The sequence below is a fragment of the Mycobacterium sp. IDUB_17 genome, from assembly GCF_055419465.1.
In genome coordinates, this window is sequence record NZ_JBVAXS010000010.1 from 1 (window position 1) to 13,145 (window position 13,145).

The 13,145-nt window shown below is 67.0% G+C and carries 15 protein-coding genes and 4 tRNA genes; 11 read left to right on the top strand and 8 right to left on the bottom strand.

Going from position 1 to position 13,145, the window contains the following annotated elements:
- Positions 1–36 precede the first annotated feature (36 nt).
- A tRNA-Lys gene (locus ACZYZ7_RS30240) sits at positions 37–112 on the bottom strand.
- A gap of 133 nt (positions 113–245) precedes the next feature.
- On the opposite strand from ACZYZ7_RS30240, the gene ACZYZ7_RS30245 reads away from it, so the two are divergent.
- The 4 genes from ACZYZ7_RS30245 to ACZYZ7_RS30260 all read left to right on the top strand — a co-directional run bounded on the left by ACZYZ7_RS30245 (position 246) and on the right by ACZYZ7_RS30260 (position 2,182).
- Positions 246–318, top strand: a tRNA-Glu gene (locus tag ACZYZ7_RS30245).
- Between the two features lie 35 nt (positions 319–353).
- A tRNA-Asp gene (locus ACZYZ7_RS30250) sits at positions 354–430 on the top strand.
- A 41-nt stretch (positions 431–471) separates the two neighbouring features.
- Positions 472–548 (top strand) — tRNA-Phe (locus ACZYZ7_RS30255).
- Positions 549–619: 71 nt separating this feature from the next.
- Positions 620–2,182, top strand: coding sequence for a DUF4132 domain-containing protein (locus tag ACZYZ7_RS30260; protein WP_463742441.1), 1,563 nt, complete (start codon positions 620–622; stop codon positions 2,180–2,182).
- Here the strand turns inward: ACZYZ7_RS30260 and ACZYZ7_RS30265 are convergent.
- From ACZYZ7_RS30265 to ACZYZ7_RS30280, 4 genes are read right to left on the bottom strand one after another with little or no spacing between them, the layout of a single operon-like run.
- Positions 2,179–2,997 (bottom strand): L,D-transpeptidase, encoded by an 819-nt coding sequence (locus ACZYZ7_RS30265; RefSeq protein WP_135452617.1) that lies wholly within the window; start codon positions 2,995–2,997, stop codon positions 2,179–2,181. The two genes, ACZYZ7_RS30260 and ACZYZ7_RS30265, sit on opposite strands and share 4 nt — an antisense overlap.
- A gap of 39 nt (positions 2,998–3,036) precedes the next feature.
- On the bottom strand, positions 3,037–3,219 hold the full coding sequence (locus ACZYZ7_RS30270) for a hypothetical protein (protein ID WP_450071108.1): 183 nt from the start codon (positions 3,217–3,219) through the stop codon (positions 3,037–3,039).
- Entirely contained in the window at positions 3,216–4,082 is an 867-nt protein-coding gene (locus ACZYZ7_RS30275) for an MbnB/TglH/ChrH family RiPP precursor modification enzyme (protein WP_135452619.1), read from the bottom strand. The genes ACZYZ7_RS30270 and ACZYZ7_RS30275 overlap by 4 nt, the downstream gene beginning before the upstream one ends.
- The gene (locus tag ACZYZ7_RS30280) at positions 4,079–4,987 is read right to left on the bottom strand and encodes a TIGR04222 domain-containing membrane protein (RefSeq protein WP_450071107.1); all 909 of its coding nucleotides are present in this window, start codon (positions 4,985–4,987) and stop codon (positions 4,079–4,081) included. The genes ACZYZ7_RS30275 and ACZYZ7_RS30280 overlap by 4 nt, the downstream gene beginning before the upstream one ends.
- A gap of 288 nt (positions 4,988–5,275) precedes the next feature.
- Here ACZYZ7_RS30280 and ACZYZ7_RS30285 point away from each other — a divergent pair, with 288 nt between their 5' ends.
- The 3 genes from ACZYZ7_RS30285 to ACZYZ7_RS30295 are packed head-to-tail and all read left to right on the top strand — an operon-like array spanning position 5,276 to position 6,733.
- A complete protein-coding gene (locus ACZYZ7_RS30285; protein WP_135452621.1) occupies positions 5,276–5,845 on the top strand; it encodes a YdcF family protein in 570 nt (189 codons plus the stop codon).
- A 21-nt stretch (positions 5,846–5,866) separates the two neighbouring features.
- Entirely contained in the window at positions 5,867–6,109 is a 243-nt protein-coding gene (locus ACZYZ7_RS30290; RefSeq protein WP_135452622.1) for a hypothetical protein, read from the top strand.
- A 24-nt stretch (positions 6,110–6,133) separates the two neighbouring features.
- Complete coding sequence (locus ACZYZ7_RS30295) at positions 6,134–6,733, top strand: TetR/AcrR family transcriptional regulator (RefSeq protein ID WP_135452623.1); 600 nt, start codon at positions 6,134–6,136, stop codon at positions 6,731–6,733.
- On the opposite strand, the gene ACZYZ7_RS30300 is transcribed toward ACZYZ7_RS30295, so the two are convergent.
- Complete coding sequence (locus tag ACZYZ7_RS30300) at positions 6,726–7,202, bottom strand: DUF2834 domain-containing protein (RefSeq protein ID WP_135452624.1); 477 nt, start codon at positions 7,200–7,202, stop codon at positions 6,726–6,728. The genes ACZYZ7_RS30295 and ACZYZ7_RS30300 overlap by 8 nt on opposite strands.
- Positions 7,203–7,290: 88 nt before the next feature.
- Here ACZYZ7_RS30300 and ACZYZ7_RS30305 point away from each other — a divergent pair, with 88 nt between their 5' ends.
- Both ACZYZ7_RS30305 and ACZYZ7_RS30310 read left to right on the top strand, forming a co-directional pair.
- A complete protein-coding gene (locus ACZYZ7_RS30305; RefSeq protein WP_450071106.1) occupies positions 7,291–7,896 on the top strand; it encodes a TetR/AcrR family transcriptional regulator in 606 nt (201 codons plus the stop codon).
- Positions 7,897–7,945: 49 nt separating this feature from the next.
- Positions 7,946–9,502: a phytoene desaturase family protein gene (locus ACZYZ7_RS30310; protein WP_135452626.1), complete on the top strand. Its 1,557-nt coding sequence runs from the start codon at positions 7,946–7,948 to the stop codon at positions 9,500–9,502.
- On the opposite strand, the gene ACZYZ7_RS30315 is transcribed toward ACZYZ7_RS30310, so the two are convergent.
- Positions 9,499–9,846, bottom strand: coding sequence for a UBP-type zinc finger domain-containing protein (locus ACZYZ7_RS30315; protein WP_135452627.1), 348 nt, complete (start codon positions 9,844–9,846; stop codon positions 9,499–9,501). The two genes, ACZYZ7_RS30310 and ACZYZ7_RS30315, sit on opposite strands and share 4 nt — an antisense overlap.
- Positions 9,847–9,879: 33 nt before the next feature.
- Between ACZYZ7_RS30315 and ACZYZ7_RS30320 the strand changes: the two genes are divergently transcribed.
- Complete coding sequence (locus ACZYZ7_RS30320; RefSeq protein ID WP_135452628.1) at positions 9,880–10,320, top strand: SRPBCC family protein; 441 nt, start codon at positions 9,880–9,882, stop codon at positions 10,318–10,320.
- Positions 10,321–10,332: 12 nt separating this feature from the next.
- Here ACZYZ7_RS30320 and ACZYZ7_RS30325 read toward each other — a convergent pair whose 3' ends face one another.
- The gene (locus ACZYZ7_RS30325) at positions 10,333–12,000 is read right to left on the bottom strand and encodes an alpha-keto acid decarboxylase family protein (RefSeq protein WP_450071105.1); all 1,668 of its coding nucleotides are present in this window, start codon (positions 11,998–12,000) and stop codon (positions 10,333–10,335) included.
- 17 nt (positions 12,001–12,017) lie between these two features.
- On the opposite strand from ACZYZ7_RS30325, the gene ACZYZ7_RS30330 reads away from it, so the two are divergent.
- Positions 12,018–13,100, top strand: a complete 1,083-nt coding sequence (locus tag ACZYZ7_RS30330) for a CaiB/BaiF CoA transferase family protein (protein WP_450071104.1) — start codon at positions 12,018–12,020, stop codon at positions 13,098–13,100.
- Positions 13,101–13,145: the final 45 nt, after the last annotated feature.

Here is a 13,145-nt window from a genome sequence, read left to right on the forward strand (position 1 = left end):
GCTGACCCCCGGCGATGGCGACGACGGGGGGGCTGCTGGTGCCCCCAGTAGGGCTCGAACCTACGACCTGCGGATTAAAAGTCCGTAGCTCTACCAACTGAGCTATAGGGGCGCGAGAAGACAGGGTACAAGATGGATGAAATTGGTGTTGCGACCACCGGGTTTGAAGATTTGGGCATCCGTACCCTAAGCTATCGAAGCTCCCAACGGACACGTTGTGAACACCCCGGAGAGATTCGGATTAGGCCCCCATCGTCTAGTGGCCTAGGACGCCGCCCTTTCACGGCGGTAGCACGGGTTCGAATCCCGTTGGGGGTACGCATCGCGGAAACGCGGAGCACGCAGGAAAGCAAGGCCCTGTGGCGCAGTTGGTTAGCGCGCCGCCCTGTCACGGCGGAGGTCGCGGGTTCGAGTCCCGTCAGGGTCGCCATCACGGCGAGGCAGTTCGGTTTGTGAGAGCCGGTGCCTTCCGGCCAGGTAGCTCAGTTGGTACGAGCGTCCGCCTGAAAAGCGGAAGGTCGCCGGTTCGATCCCGGCCCTGGCCACCACAAAAGCCACCTGGTGACAGGTGGTCTTTTTGTTTCCGGTCAGCTGCGGTGCGCACGTACCCTCTCCAAGCATGACCGACGGGTTCCTGGAGGAACTGGAAGCGCATTTCGAAGTCCGTCTCGGACTGCCCGCTGCGAACGCACTCGGGATGCTGCGCGGTAGTTGGGTGCTCGTCGGAGACGATCACGATGTCCTGCGCGCACTGATCGAGCAGCTGAGCCGGGACGGCGAGTACCTCGATTTCGCCCGCAAGGTCCTTGCGCTCGCGGATTCGCGGCTGGCTGCGATCCACGAAGGGACCGTGCCGTTCGTCGCCGACAAGGCGTTCAGCCCGGCCGACGCGCGGGTGATCGAGCGCGCTGCGCTTGTCGCGCTCACTCTGGACGCCGACTGGGCGGAGCCGATTCCCCGAATTCTCGGCCGAGCTGCCATCGCACCACAGGCGGCAGCCAAATCAGCGCCGTCACAGGCGGCGGCTTTCGCGCTTGCCCGCGCCGTCATGGCCGCGCCGACCCCTGAGAGTGTGGCGGGCCTCGCGGACACCACTCGCGACGTACGGCACGCCGGGATCAAGAAGAAGTTCACCAGGTACATAAAGGAGGCCCGTCGAGCGCTGGCCGGGCGCCCGGACGTCGCCTTGCGGCTACCGTTCGAAACCGCCCCCTCAAAGGCCCAATTGACCACGTGGACCAAGGCACTGGAGGCTGGGTGGCTCGTCTCCGCGTCGTGGTCGTATCCGACGTGGTTCGACGCTGCATTCGCAGCCCCGGTCGCTCCGATCAGCAAGAGCCTCGTCTGGCAGATCGTCGACGGGCCGGCATTCCTCGGCGAGCCAGGCGAATTCACCGACGCGGCGGGCCGGCCGGTCAGCGTCTTGGACAGCGCCAGGGTCCGACTCTGGCACCCCGCTGCGGCGACTCCCGACGAACGGAGCGCGTGGCGCCTTCGCGTCCGGAACCTGCAACTGGTGCAGCCGTTCGCGCAGGTGTTTCGGGAGCACTACACCAATGCCGACGCCGACCGGTTGATCGCCGATCACGCGGTTCTGAATGCGCGACAGCTGACCGGTCTGTATCGAGCAGAGGGCTGGACCAGCGCAGGCCACGAAACGATCACCCGACGGGTGGGGACGGTGGGCGCGGAGATGTGGTTCGACGGCTCGGTGTACCCGGGCGCGGGCTTGGAGACATGCAGTGCAGCAGGCCTACGCGTCGGAGCACTGGGAATGGCCGCAGACGGCTCCGTGACGATTGCCACCGAGGGATGCGACGACGTGCCTGCCGTGTCCGAGATCATTCGCTCGGCCGATCTGATTCTCAGTGCCTCCACTGTCGCGATCGAGGGCGGATCCGAATCCGGCGGCTCGTCCACCCAGTCACCCGCGGGAGTCCTCGCGACGCGGCGGGTGATCCTGGAGCACATCCTGGCCGAGTTCACGTCAGCCGAGCCGGTCCGGATCGGCCAAAGGCACCTGGAGGTCAACGGATTCAGGATCAGCCTGACCACGGGCCGTGTCACGCGGGACGGTGACCCCGTCGACGTCACACCGAAGAAGCGCCACGGCGTGTGGCAACCGGCCTCAGATCGACTGCTGACAACGATCGTCGGAACCGTCGCGGCGCTTCTCGATTAGATCTGCCAATCGTTGGAGCCATCGTGCCGGGAGTAGGTGCCGGTGGAGTTCTGAACGATGATGGGATCGCCGGCGCCGAAGTTGTCGAAGAACCACCTCGCGTTGGCCGGGCTGATGTTGATGCAGCCGTGACTGACGTCGCGCTTGCCCTGATCGTCCACCGACCACGGAGCGCTGTGCACGAAGTCGCCGCTGTCGTCGAACCGGACGGCCAACTCGACCGTCACCTTGTAGCCGTACGTCGAGTTGACCGGGACACCGTAGGTCGACGAATCCATCACCACCGACGGCATTTTTTCTTGAACGTAGTAGGTGCCGTTCGGAGTCTGGTGGCCGCCGGCTGCCATACCCATCGACATCGGGATGGTTTTCTCCACGGCCCCGTTGCGGGTGACGGTCAGTTGGTGTGTGGAGTCGTTGGCCGTGGCCACCAGCGCGTCCCCGGTCTTGAAGTTGGACACCGTGCCGGCGGCATCGACGGTGACCGCGGTGTGGGCGGGCCAGAAGCTCAGCGGACGCCAACGCAGCTGCGTGGGGGTCATCCAGTAGAACTTGCCGGGAACTTCCGGGACCGACGAGACATGGATGGCGTTTTCGGTGGCACCGGCGTCGTCGACGGGGCCGGGGAAGTTGATGATGATCGGCTGGGCCACACCGACGGTCGAGCCGTCGACGGGGACGAGCCTCGGTGGCTCGAACGGCCCCGGATCTGCCTGCGCAGCACCGGCACCCAACATGAACGCACAGCCCACCATCGAAGCCGCTCCGGCCGCCTTCAAAGCGCCGAAAAGTCTTCCCCTCGTCCAGTCACTCATCTCACCATCGTGTCACGCTGGTCAGGCCTGTCCGGTGTTTCAGAGGCACACCGACCACCACCGGCGCGGACGAGGGGTGGCACCTGAGTGCGCGTCGCGTTTGTGTCGACACACCTCGCCGGCCGCGGCCACTGCCGTCGGATCGAAGCCGGGTGGCACGGGGCCGCCGGTCACCAGCGCCCGGACCAGGGCTTCCTGCCGCTGAGCCAAGGTGTCTCTCATGCCCACGCCTCCCTCGCCCCGGCGGTGATCGATGGAGCTCCGGCCGCCGTGGCGATCGCGTCCAGCTCATCGAAAAGCTCTGCGGCGGGTGGGAACCGGCCGTCGCGCTCCAGCATGAACGGGGTATCGACCCGTTCCCGCAGCGCTGTGACCAGGTCCAGCACCTCCGTCGGAGTCCGATCGGTGTGGGTGTCGTGGTAGAAGTCCTCGCCCTCCCGACCGCCCGCGACGTGGCTGTAGGCCACCCGCTCCACCGGCAGGCGCGCGATCTCCCGCAGTGGATCACGTCCACGGTTGCGGGCGTTGGCGTAGACGTTCGCCACATCGAGGACCAGTAGCACCCCGGTGCATTCCACCAACTCGGTGAGGAACTCCGATTCGGTGAGATCGGACTCCGGCCATTCCACAAACGAGGCGATGTTCTCCACCGCGAGCGGCACCGGCAGTTCGCGCCGGGTGCGGTCGATATTCGCCGTCAGCACGTCGAGCGCCTCCCGGGTGCGTGGCACCGGAAGGAGATGCCCGGCCTCGATCCCGCCGGCCCGGACGAAGGCGATGTGCTCGCTGACCACCGGAGCGTCGAGCGCTTCTGCGCAGGCGGCCAGCCGCCGGACCCGCCTGGGCTGCACGGGTTCTGCGCCGCCCAGCGAGAGTGCGACGCCGTGGGGTACCACCGGAACACCGCGGGCGACCAGATCCGCCAGGGCCGGTTCGGGCCGGGCTCGACGGCGGCGGACCGGGATCGATTCGGCGATCACCTCGCAGAACCCGGGCCGCAGATCGGTGATCACCCCGGCGATCTCACGCCGCCAGCCGATACCCACGTCGCCCAGGGCGGGCACGGTGCGGGTCGCGGTGCTCATCCGCCGCAACCTCCGCACCCGCCACAACCACCGCACCCACTGCAACCGCCGCCGCCGTCGCCCCCGCAGGACGCACCGCAGCCGCCGCCGTCGGCTCCGCTGGAGGAGCTGCCGGCCAGCTGCACGGAGGTCGAGTAGTCGGCGTCCAGCGCCCACAGCGCGCCGGTACCGAACAGTGCCACCGACATCGCCACCGCCGCCGGACCGTAGGTGTCGAAGGCGGGCTGCTTCGCCGGTTCCAGATAAGCCAGTTCCTTCTGTTGGGCGGCCAGTAACCGACGGCCCGCGCGGGTCAGGCGGTCGACGCCGAGCAGGTGTGGGAGCACGAGTGCTGCGTACAGGACCGTGGCGAGCACAACCGCGGTGAACGTGACCGCGTGGATCGGGTGGTCGGACAACTGGGTCGCCAGGTACACGCCGTAGCCGATACCGAGCGTCATCACCACGATCGACGGCGCTGTGCCCCAGCGCATGCGGGCCCGTTCGGCCCCGGTCCGCACCAGGCCGCGCCGGCTCAGTTGCTCTTCGAGCGCAGCGAGTTCGTCCCGCGATGCGGCATACAGACCCGGCACGGTGTGCTCCGGATCGGCGGCGACCCGTTCCAGTACCTGCCCGGTGAACCGGTCGGTCTCCGGGCTGGGCACGGCGCGGTCCACCCGTCCGTCCGCGGTGATCCGTCCGGTGGCGCGCAGGCTTGCGAGTGATGTCACCACCGGGGCGATGTCCGATCGCAGGAATGCCAGCTCGGACGCGCTGATCGGTTCCGTCACCGCAGGCCGCCGCGGAGTCATGGCGATCCGCCAGACCACCGCGCAGACGATCGCGGTTGCCAATGCGGCCAGATATCCGTACCCCACTGGGGTTATCGCCTCGGCGTACCGATCAAGCAGGTTCTCGATCGACATCACATCACCTCCTGGTGTTCGGTTTGGATCACCTTGCTCGCGTCAATGCCCCTTACCGGTCACAACTTTCAGGCGAAACCCCGGTCGTGCGGCGCCGCTGAACCAGCCAGCGTGCACGGCGGGGGACAGGGGCCGTTGAGGACTTGGTGGCTGTTGTCTGAGGATGAGGAAAATCCGTGCTGTCACCGGGTGAGCAGGTCGGCAGGCGCGGATGCCACATCCGTCCGATCGGTAACATCAACCCCATGGGCAACGGCATTCACAAGCGTCGCGGCTGTCGGGAGTGAAATGCGCAACTGCCTGAGGGTTCTCGTCGTCGCGCTGGCATGCGCACTGACCCTGACCGCTAGTCCGGTGACCGCGCAGGCCGTCCCGCCCGTGGCCGGCAAGGATTTCACCAAACCCGCCATCGTCATCCTCGGGTACGGGCTGAAACCCGATGGCTCCATGCGCGCCATCCTGTACCACCGCGTCCTCACCGGCCTCGCGATCGCGCAGGCGTTTCCGCAGTCTCCGGTCATCGTCACCGGCGGCAATCCGCAGAACGGTCAAACCGAGGCCGCGCAGATGCGCAATCTGCTTGTCATGCTTGGTCTTCCGGCCCGCCGCATCATCGTCGAGGACCGGGCGAACAGCACCGTGCAGAACGCGCAGTTCTCGGTTCCACTGGCGAAGAAGGCCGGCGCCACCGGCATCATCGTGGTGACGTCGTCGACGCATCAGGGCCGCGCCGATCAGAACTTCGCCGACGCCGGCGGCAATGTGCTGGCCACGGTGAGCTTCCCCGACGGCAATCCGTCGGTGAACATCGCCCAGTTCGTGCGTGATGTGCTGAGTCCATTGACGCCGATCGGTTGACCACCGGGTTACGCTGCGGGAATGGGCAGGATCGTCATCGGGGTCTGTGCGCTGGCCGTGTTGCTGGCGCCGTCTGCCGCTGCGGAACCGGCAGCCCTGGATCCGACCGGGAATCGTTCCGGTGGGCCGGTGCCCACAGTCAACGGGGTTCCGTGCGTGGGCGGCAACCTGGGTGTCTGTCTGAGTTTCCGGCAGAACCGTCCACCGGCCGCCAGTCCGGGTGCACGGTCCAGTGTTGGCCACACCCCCACCGTGCGTCGCTGATCGGCACTACCATGACAGCCCGAGATGAACAGTCCCACGACGTCGGTTGACGCCGACAAGAGCGCGTTCCGGTCGCGCCTGCTCGCCGCCATGAACGAATCGATCGTCGAGGACGGCTATCAGAACACCACCGTCGCTGACATCGTGCGCCGGGCGAAGACTTCGCGCCGTACCTTCTACGAACATTTCGCCAGCCGTGAAGAGTGCTTTGTCGCGCTGCTGACCAGCGTCAATACCCAGCATGTGCGTGAGGTCGCGGGAGGAGTCGACCGGAGCGCGTCCTGGCAGGACCAGGTCCGTCAGGCGGTCGAGGCGTGGATCGCCTCCTACGAGGCCAATCCGGAGCTGATGCTGGCCTGGATTCGCGATCTGCCGACGCTGGGTACCGCGGCGCGGGCGCTGCAACGCGAGTCGATGGAGCATTTCATCGCCATGGTGCAGGCCATGACGAACAACGAAGCGTTCCGCGCGGCCGGGGTGTCGATCTCGCGGCGTCGGATCATCATGATGATCGGCGGGTTGCGTGAACTCACCGCGATCACCGTGGAGAGCGGGGACCAGGTGGGGGAGATCACCGAGGACGCGGTGCTGGCGTGCACTGCGATGCTGACGCCGCTCAGCTGACGGGGACCGCCGCCTGTTGGTGTCGGCGCTGCCGTTCGATCGTGGCGAAGTAGAAGGCGAACGCGAACGCGAAGCTGGTGAACAGGCTCGCCACGAAGAACAGCCAGGGGTGGCGGATGCCGCGGCGCAGCCCGTCGATGATCGTAAACAGCGGCAGCAGTATGACATTGGCGATCGTGTAGTCGGCGCTGGCCGAGCCGGCCGCGGGGTTGGTGTACCCGAGCGCGATGAACTCTTGCCAACTTCCCGGGCCCCAGATCGGGTTGCCGTCCGGTTGGGCGTACTGCGCGACGAACTTCATGTTGAAGTACCAGCAGATCGGGATCGAGGCGAGGCCGACGACGTAGTACGCCAGCTCGACGCGGGACAGCGCCGGCCCGGGCGGGCGCGAGAAGACATGCGGATTGAGGCGGATGACGAGCGCGACGACGGCCACGCCCAGAACTGCATGAACGATGATCGACACCATGGCGTGAGCACACTCTCGATCCCAAGTTTTGTCAATATTGACATTTGTGTGTCCGGGGATCGATCGGCCGTGCGGTAATTTCACTGCCATGGCCAGACCCGCGCAGACCGCGCGCAGTGAACGCACCCGCGAGGCGCTGCGCCAGGCCGCGTTGGTGCGGTTCCTGGCCCAGGGGGTCGAGGACACCTCGGCAGAACAGATCGCTGCCGACGCCGGGGTGTCGCTGCGCACGTTCTACCGGCACTTCACCTCCAAACACGACCTGCTGTTCGCCGATTACGACGCTGGCCTGCACTGGTTCCGAGCCGCGCTGGCCGAGCGGCCGGCCACCGAATCGATCCTCGACTCGGTGCAGTCCGCGGTCCTGGCCTTCCCGTATGACGTCGATGCGGTGACGAAGATCGCCGGCATGCGTGCGGTCGAACTCGACCCCGACCGGATCGTGCGGCACATCCGTCAGGTGGAATCCGACTTCGCTGATGCGGTGGCCGAGCTGCTGGTGTCGCGCCAGGGCCGAATGCCGCAGGGGGATGACCGGCTGCGGATCGTGGTGACGGCTCGATGCGTCGCCGCCGCGGTGTTCGGCGCGATGGAGCTGTGGATGGTCGGCGATGAGGCGGGGGAGCGAACGCTCCCCGAACTGGCGCGGATGTGCCGGACCGCGCTGGAAGGGCTGCGCACCGGGCTGGCGTGATGTTTTGTCATTATTGACAAAACATCCAGCTCGGTGTCAGCCTCAGTCGATGGCGGACTACGACGCGATCGTGATCGGGGCCGGGCACAACGGGCTGGCCGCTGCGGCCCTCTTGGCGCGGGCGGGAATGCGCACCCTGTGCCTGGAGGCCAAGAGATACGCCGGCGGTATGGCTTCGACCGTCGAGTTGTTCGACGGCTACCGGTTCGAGATCGCCGGGTCCCTGCAGTTCCCCACCTCGGCGGTGGTCAGCACCGAACTCGGGCTGGATACCTTGCCGACAGTGGACCTGGAGGTCATGTCGGTGTCTCTGCGCGGAATCGGTGACCCGCCGGTGGTCTATTACGCCGATCCGATGAAGATGCTCGCCCATCTCGGTGAGGTCCACGGCGCCGACGCGGTGGCCGGGATGGCCGGCCTGATGGCGTGGAGCCTGGCGCCCACCCGGGCGCTGGGCCGATTCGACGCGGGGCGTCCGCCCCGCACGCTCGATGAGATGTATGCCTGTGCGACAACGGAATCCGAACGTTCCGCGATCGATGACCTGCTGTTCGGATCGGTAAGCGGTGTCTTGGACCGGTATCTGCCGGACCGGGACAAGCACGGCGCGTTGCGCGGCATGCTGGCCTTCCTGGCGGTCAACACGACCTACCGCGGGCCCGAGACGCCGGGCAGCGCGGCCGCCCTCGCCTACGGACTCGCGGTGCCCGACGAGAACGCCATGCTGATGAAGAAACTGGTGGGCGGTATCGGTGCCTTGACCGACCATCTGCATGCACTGCTGACCGCCGCCGGTGGTGAGTTGCGGTTGCGCAGCAGCGTGGATCGGATATCGGTCGATGGCGGCCGGATCACCGGAGTGCGACTGGCTGACGGTACGGCGATCACCGCGCCCGTTGTGGTGTCGGCGATCGCCCCGGACACGACGGTCACCAAGTTGATCGACGCCGAGGCACTGCCCGCCGAGGTGCGCGAGCGGTTCACCCGCATCGACCATCGCGGTAGCTACCTGCAGATGCATTTCGCTCTCGACGGAGCCCCTACCTTCGATGCCCCGTACGAGATGCTCAACGACCCTGAGATGCAGGCTGCCATCGGCCTTTTCAGCACTCCGGAAGAACTGCAGCAGCAGTGGCAGGATGCCCGCCGCGGGATCGTGCCCGCCGATCCCGCGATCGCCTTCCAGATTCCGTCGGCCCACGATCCGACGCTGGCCCCGGCGGGCAAACACGCGGCTTCGGCGTTCGCGCTGTGGTTCCCGGTCGAGGAGTCCACGTCCGGGTACGGCGAGCTGAAGGCCGAGATGGGCCGACGCGTGATCGAGAAGATCACCAGATTGGCACCGGATTTCGAGCGCCGGATCATCCGGCACACCACGTTCACCCCGCGGCACATGGGCACCATGTTCGGCGCACCGGGCGGCGACTACTGCCACGGGCTGATCCATCCCGAGCAGATGGGTCCCAACCGGCCTGGCCCCAAAGGATATGTCGGCCAACCGCTTCCCGTTGACGGTCTCTATTTGGCCAGTGCCGGGTGCCACGGCGGACCGGGAATCACCTTCATCCCCGGCTACAACGCCGCCAAGGCCGTGCTGGGCGATTAGCGGTTACGCAGCTGTTCGGCCCAGTCTCTGGGCACGCGCCCTTTCGGGCCCGGCACCGGCTGATCTTTCGGATGATGATGCGGCGGGGCGAGTTCGGGCCCGTCGGCGTAGTCGTTGGTCTCGAAGTTCCAGAACCAGCTCTCGCCCGGCTCGAACGAGCGGATGACCGGATGCCCCGTCTCACGCCAGTGCGCCGACGCATGACGGGCCAGCGAGTCGTCACAGCAACCGATATGCCCGCACGCCGCACACCGCCGAAGATGCACCCACCAGCCATGCGCGGCGGTGCACTCCGCACATCCGGTTCCGCTGGGCCGAGCAGTGGGATCAACGGCATTGCTCATATCCCCGAGCGTAGCCCCGAGTAATCTCACCGCATGGCAACCAGCGATTCCCGTGAAGTAGTGATCGAGGCGACCCCGCAGGAGATCCTCGACGTCGTCGCCGATGTCGAGGCGACGCCGACCTGGTCGCCGCAATACCAGCGTGCCGAGGTACTCGAGTCCTACGACGACGGCCGGCCCAAGCAGGTCAAGATGACGGTCAAGGCAGCCGGGCTGACCGATGAGCAGGTCATCGAATACACCTGGAGCGAGAACAAGGTCAGCTGGACGCTGGTGCGCGCCGGCCAGCTCAAGGCCCAGGACGCCAGCTACACCCTGACCCCCGAGGGCGACAAGACCAGGGTCCGGTTCGACATCACGATCGATCTGTCGGTGCCGCTGCCGGGCTTCATTCTGAAGCGGACCATGAAGGGTGGCGTGGAGACCGCCACCGAAGGTCTGCGCAAGCAGGTGCTCAAGGTCAAGAAGGGGTAGACAGCCGCCGGATTAGCTCGAATTGGCGTCCGAGGCGGATTGCGCCAACTCGGCCAGAAGGGGCGGGATGTCCATCCGGCCCAGCATCACCTCGACGAACACCATGCGGTCCGGTGTGGCCGCCGCCGTTCTCAGCGCGTCGTCGAGCTCACCGTAGGTGCTGACCCGGAAGGTGAGCGCATCGGCGACTCCGAGCGCCGCGGGTAGCTCTGTCCAGCGCCAGCCGGTGATGTCGTTGTATTCGGCTGTGACACCGTGGATTGCGCGTTCCACGGTGTAGCCGTCGTTGTTGACCACCACCACGACGGGGGACAGGCCCTCGCGGCCGAAGGCGCCCAGTTCCTGGATGGTCAGCTGGGCGGCACCGTCACCGATGAGCAGCACCGTCCGGCGGTCCCGGGCGGCAAGCCCGGCGCCGAGTGCGGCAGGCAGGGCGTAGCCGATCGAGCCCCACAGCGGTTGGCCGATGAACGTCACCTCGGAGGCCAATCGGTGTCCGGCCATCCCGTAGAACGACGTTCCCTGATCGGCGAGCACCACATTTCCCGGGGTAAGTGCTTCAGAAAGCCTGTCCCACAGCACTTCCTGGGTCAGTGCCGCATCCCGGCCGGGTGGGTCGGTGTGCGGCCGGGTGGGATGCGGCGGCAGCGCCGGTGAGGTGATGCCGCGCTCGGTGAGGATCGCGGTGACCGCGTCGAGCGCAGCCGACATGTCCAGCGGGGCGTAGACCTGTCCGGCCACCACACTCTGGTTGACGCCGATGTCGATGGTGCGGGCCGGGTCGATGCGTTGGCTGAAGAACCCGCTGACCATGTCGGTGAACAACACCCCCGCGGTCACCAGCACGGGAGCGTCCTCGATCGCCTCGCGCACCGAATCCTCGCTGGCCGCACCGGCATAGATGCCCAGATAGTTGGGTGAGCTCTCATCGACGAGGCTCTTGCCCCACATCAGGGTGGCGTGGGCGACGGTGTCGGCGGCGAGCAGCGCGTTGAGTTCGTCGACGCAGTCCAGGCGGTGCACCAGGAAATCGGCGAGAACGGTCAGCCGGTGGTCTGCGATCATCTCGGCGGCCGCCGCGGTGAACATGGACAGGGCGCGCGGACTCGTACCGCCGGTGTAGCGGGGCAGCGGCGCGGCGGGAGGTTCGGTGGGGAATCGGGCCACATCCGTCGCGATCAGCAGGTAGCCGGGCCGCTTCTGCTCACGCACCTCCGAGAGCACCCGGTCGATCTCCCGCGTCGCCGTCGCGGGCGCCAGATTCGCCTGCGCACAGGTGATTTCGCGGCTCATCCGCAGGAAGTGTTCGAAGTCTCCGTCGCCGAGCGTGTGGTGCACGATGCGCCGCGCACCCTGGGAGTCCTTGGACGGTGCGCCGACGATGTGGACCACCGGCACGTGTTCGGCGTAGCTGCCCGCAATCGCATTGGCCGCCGACAATTCGCCGACCCCGAATGTGGTGACCAGCGCGGCCATGCCGCGTAGCCGGCCGTAGCCGTCGGCGGCGTACCCGGCGTTGAGTTCGTTGGCGCCGCCGATCCACTTCATCTTCGGGTGGTCCAGGATGTGGTCGAGGAATTCCAGCTGATAATCGCCGGGGACGCCGAAGACCTCGGTCACCCCGAGTTCAGCGAGGCGGTCCAGGAGATAGTCACCGACCGTGTAGCCGTTGTCGCCCATCCCTTAGTGTGCCTCGCATGACCAACACCGGACCGCTCGCCGGAGTGCGAGTTATCGAACTCGGCGGCATCGGCCCCGGGCCACACGCCGCGATGATGCTGTCGGACCTGGGTGCCGATGTGGTGCGGGTGCGCCGGCCGGGTGGCCTGACCATGCCCGCCGAGAACGTCGACCTGCTGCACCGCGGCAAGCGCATCGTGGACCTGGACGTCAAGGCCGAACCGGGAAGGCTGCTGGATCTGGTCGCCAAAGCCGATGTGCTGTTGGACTGTTTCCGGCCGGGCACCTGTGAGCGGCTCGGTATCGGTCCGGCCGAGTGCGAGGCCGTCAACCCGCGGCTGATCTTCGCCCGGATCACCGGCTGGGGTCAGGACGGCCCGCTGGCCACCACGGCCGGCCACGACATCAACTACCTGTCGCAGACGGGTGCGCTCTCGGCGATCGGCTACCGCGACCGCCCGCCGGTGGCCCCGCTCAACCTCGTCGCCGATTTCGGCGGCGGCTCGATGCTCGTCGTCATCGGCATCGTCACCGCGCTCTACGAGCGCGAGCTCTCCGGCAAGGGCCAGGTCATCGACGCCGCGATGGTCGATGGGGTCAGCATGCTGGCGCAGATGATGTGGACCATGCGGGCCACCGGATCGTTGCGCGACGAACGCGAGTCGTTCCTGCTCGACGGCGGCGCCCCGTACTACCGGACCTACGAGACCTCCGACGGCGGCTACATGGCGGTCGGGTCGATCGAGCCGCAGTTCTTCGCGCAGTTGGTCGCCGGTCTCGGCCTGGACGCCGGCGAGATCCCCGGGCAGTTCGAACTGGCCCGCTACGACGAGATGCGGGCCATCTTCACCGAGCGGTTCGCCAGCAAGACGCGCGACGAGTGGACCGCGATCTTCGACGGCACCGACGCCTGCGTGACACCGGTGCTGACCTGGGGTGAGGCCGCCAAGAGTGAGCATCTGCTGGACCGGTCGACACTGATCTCCGTCGACGGTGTCGCGCAGGCCGCCCCGGCTCCGCGGTTCTCCCGGACGGCGCCGGGAACACCCGGGCAGCCGCCGCAGTCGAGCACCGATATCGCCGACATCGGCTGGGACTAGGAGCGCCTGAGGTCTTTGGTCCCTGGCCATAGTGACGCGCAGCCG

Excerpts from the sequence above, each read along its gene's own strand:
- ACZYZ7_RS30260 (WP_463742441.1), top strand. The coding sequence starts at position 620 with ATGACCGACGGGTTCCTGGAGGAACTGGAAGCGCATTTCGAAGTCCGT.
- ACZYZ7_RS30265 (WP_135452617.1), bottom strand. The coding sequence starts at position 2,997 with ATGAGTGACTGGACGAGGGGAAGACTTTTCGGCGCTTTGAAGGCGGCC.
- ACZYZ7_RS30270 (WP_450071108.1), bottom strand. The coding sequence starts at position 3,219 with ATGAGAGACACCTTGGCTCAGCGGCAGGAAGCCCTGGTCCGGGCGCTG.
- ACZYZ7_RS30275 (WP_135452619.1), bottom strand. The coding sequence starts at position 4,082 with ATGAGCACCGCGACCCGCACCGTGCCCGCCCTGGGCGACGTGGGTATC.
- ACZYZ7_RS30280 (WP_450071107.1), bottom strand. The coding sequence starts at position 4,987 with ATGTCGATCGAGAACCTGCTTGATCGGTACGCCGAGGCGATAACCCCA.
- ACZYZ7_RS30285 (WP_135452621.1), top strand. The coding sequence starts at position 5,276 with ATGCGCAACTGCCTGAGGGTTCTCGTCGTCGCGCTGGCATGCGCACTG.
- ACZYZ7_RS30290 (WP_135452622.1), top strand. The coding sequence starts at position 5,867 with ATGGGCAGGATCGTCATCGGGGTCTGTGCGCTGGCCGTGTTGCTGGCG.
- ACZYZ7_RS30295 (WP_135452623.1), top strand. The coding sequence starts at position 6,134 with ATGAACAGTCCCACGACGTCGGTTGACGCCGACAAGAGCGCGTTCCGG.
- ACZYZ7_RS30300 (WP_135452624.1), bottom strand. The coding sequence starts at position 7,202 with ATGGTGTCGATCATCGTTCATGCAGTTCTGGGCGTGGCCGTCGTCGCG.
- ACZYZ7_RS30305 (WP_450071106.1), top strand. The coding sequence starts at position 7,291 with ATGGCCAGACCCGCGCAGACCGCGCGCAGTGAACGCACCCGCGAGGCG.
- ACZYZ7_RS30310 (WP_135452626.1), top strand. The coding sequence starts at position 7,946 with ATGGCGGACTACGACGCGATCGTGATCGGGGCCGGGCACAACGGGCTG.
- ACZYZ7_RS30315 (WP_135452627.1), bottom strand. The coding sequence starts at position 9,846 with ATGAGCAATGCCGTTGATCCCACTGCTCGGCCCAGCGGAACCGGATGT.
- ACZYZ7_RS30320 (WP_135452628.1), top strand. The coding sequence starts at position 9,880 with ATGGCAACCAGCGATTCCCGTGAAGTAGTGATCGAGGCGACCCCGCAG.
- ACZYZ7_RS30325 (WP_450071105.1), bottom strand. The coding sequence starts at position 12,000 with ATGGGCGACAACGGCTACACGGTCGGTGACTATCTCCTGGACCGCCTC.
- ACZYZ7_RS30330 (WP_450071104.1), top strand. The coding sequence starts at position 12,018 with ATGACCAACACCGGACCGCTCGCCGGAGTGCGAGTTATCGAACTCGGC.